1 protein-coding gene and 1 pseudogene are annotated in these 2,559 nt (G+C 53.0%); both read left to right on the top strand.

Annotated elements, in window-relative coordinates:
- Positions 1-1,943, top strand: a pseudogene (locus NQ012_RS12755) (hypothetical protein); the annotation flags it as partial.
- Positions 1,944-2,341: 398 nt separating this feature from the next.
- Positions 2,342-2,559 (top strand): hypothetical protein (locus NQ012_RS12750; RefSeq protein ID WP_257067950.1); only part of this gene is annotated, 218 nt, incomplete at its 3' end.

Genomic DNA, 2,559 nt, shown 5'->3' with positions numbered 1-2,559 from the left:
ACGACGGCTTCCAAGCGAACATCAAAGAACACACCGACTTAAAAGGCGGTATCATCACCGCCACCGAAGCCGCCGAACAAAACGGCAGAAACCGCTTTCAGACGGCCACCCTCAGCCACAGCGATATAGAAAACCACAGCCGCTACCAAGGCGAGGGCTACGGCATCGGCATGAGCGGCAGTGTCAGCGGCGAGCGTCTCGGCCAAAACCAAAGCATGGGCGGCATCAACCTCTACGACGCTAGCGCCGCCACCGGAAGCGGCGCCGCCAACGGCAGCCGGGAAGGCTACAGCCAAAGCATAGGCTTCGGGCGCGACGGCGACAACCGCAGCAGCGTTACCCGAAGCGGCATCGGAACGCGCAACATCGTCATCGCAAACGACACCACAGGCGGGCAGGCCCAAGCCGTCTACACCGCCACCCGCAGCGAAACCGCCGAGCAGAACACAGGCCGTCTGAACAACACGTTTGATAAAGACAGGGTTCAGAAAGAGCTGGATATCCAGCGGGAGGTAACACAGCAGTTCGGCCAAAACGCCGCACAAGGCGTTGCCCGACTGTCGGACTATTTGGGCAATACCCGAGACTTCCAAAGAGCGGAAATGCTCCAATCCGCCATCGAAAGCGAGTTAGCCACCACCCAAGACCCGCAACGGCGCCAACAACTGCAACAGGCCTTAAGTCAAACCAACGCTTATCTGGCCGACAACCAAACCGCTTACAACACATGGAAAGAAGGCGGCCTTGGCCGCAGCCTGCTGCACGCAGGCGCGGGCGGGTTGCTGACCGGCAACCTCAGCGGTGCCGCCGCCGCAGGCAGTACCTCGCTGGCCGCACCGTATCTGAACCGGGCAGGGGAAAGCTTGGGCGGCGCAGGCAAAGCCGTGATTGACACCCTGGGCGGCGCCGCCATCGGCTGGGCAGCGGGCGGCAATGCCGCATCGGCGATAGCGGGGGCGAACACGGACAGGTTTAACCGGCAGCTGCATCCGAGCGAAAGGCAATTGATTAAGAAGCACGCCGAAGCGATGCAGGCTCATGTTAAGAAAGTGGAGGGAAAAAATATTTCCTTGGCCGAAGCAGAGTTGCGTTTGCAAAAGCAAGTCTTGCGTTGGGTAAACCAAGATTCCCAAGATGGTTATACCGATTATACGGCAATGGCGGTTCTTCCTATGAAAGGCAGTGATAAAGGTTTGGGATTGAATTGGGACTATCGAAATTATGCGAGAAGGCATCCTAACGAATATGCCGATAAATATATGTATAAAGAATATTTCCCCCAAGATGGCAGGGGAAGCAATTATTGGCGTTTAAATTGGCTGCACTCAGGAGAATCGAACCAAGCTATCCGTAATCGTGAAAATGCCAATAAAAATCTGGCAATCGGTGCCGCAGGTGTTTTAACTGCTCCGGTAGGGGCTTCTACTGCGGCAGGCAGAACGGCTTTTCAATGGGGAACCAGCCATTTGGGACGCGAAGCCTTGAAAAATGCCACGATAGGCGGCGCGATTTCCGCAGGCAGCCAACAACTGAGCGATGGTAAAATTAACCCGACAGCCACGGTTGTTGATGCGGTTGCTTCAGGGGTAGGCTCCCGCTTCGGTCTTGCCGGGCAAACTGCAACCAACGTAAGCGGCAGTGTGGTTTCGGGTGTGCTTCAAGGCAAATCTGCAACGGAAATCGGCGCGGATGCCGTGGGTACTGCGGTAGGTACGGCAGTAGGTAATAAAGTTGGTCAAGGTATCCAGAATCGTGCCAACCGCTACTATAATCCGTTAGGCAAACCGGATTGGGTGTACCGAGTCGGTAATCCGCTGCTTCATTATAATGTTTCGGATATACCGGCAATATTGGGAACAACTGTAGGTGGAGCACTAGGCGAAACGACAAAAACTGGAACTCAAAAATTAATTAATAATATCAATGAAAACAAAGGGGAGTGATGAAAAAGTTTATAAGGATATATTTATTCATATTTTTTCTGATTAATATAACTATATTGAGTGGGGTTGTGTTAAGTTTTTTGATAGTTTTTTTGATGCAGATGATTCAAGGAGATTTGATGTATTTAGAGGATTTTTTTGCTTTGCTCTATTCCGAGGAGGTTTATAAATTATTTTTTTATTTTTCACCTTCTATTTCATTGTTGGTAACAGTATTAATTAGTAAACCGTAGCAAGCCGTAGCCTGCATCAAATGCCTATTCAAGTTGTAGGGTGAGTGCCTTGGCACGCACGCGTTGCCAGACCTCAGGCCGTCTGAAAAATTCCCAATATTTTTCAGGCAGCCATAGTATTACCAAAGCGACAGCAGCCAAAGCTACACCCGCAAAGGCATCAACGTGGGCGTTTCCAGCCCCGCCACCGATGCCGTCCAAAGCGTCGCACAAAGCGCCCGAACCACCGCCGATCAGGCACAATACGCAGGCGGGGGCAGCAACAGCCGCAGCAGCGCCATGGCCGCCGTCAACACCGGCATCGGCGCCTACCGCACCGCCCAAAGCGCACAGGAAGCCTACCAAAGCATACAGAGCGGCAGCGGCTTCAAACCCACCGTTAC

The organism is Neisseria dentiae (assembly GCF_024580525.1).
Lineage (GTDB): Bacteria > Pseudomonadota > Gammaproteobacteria > Burkholderiales > Neisseriaceae > Neisseria > Neisseria dentiae_A.
Note: the sequence above shows the minus strand (reverse complement) of the source record. Positions and strands in the feature narration are given on the sequence as shown.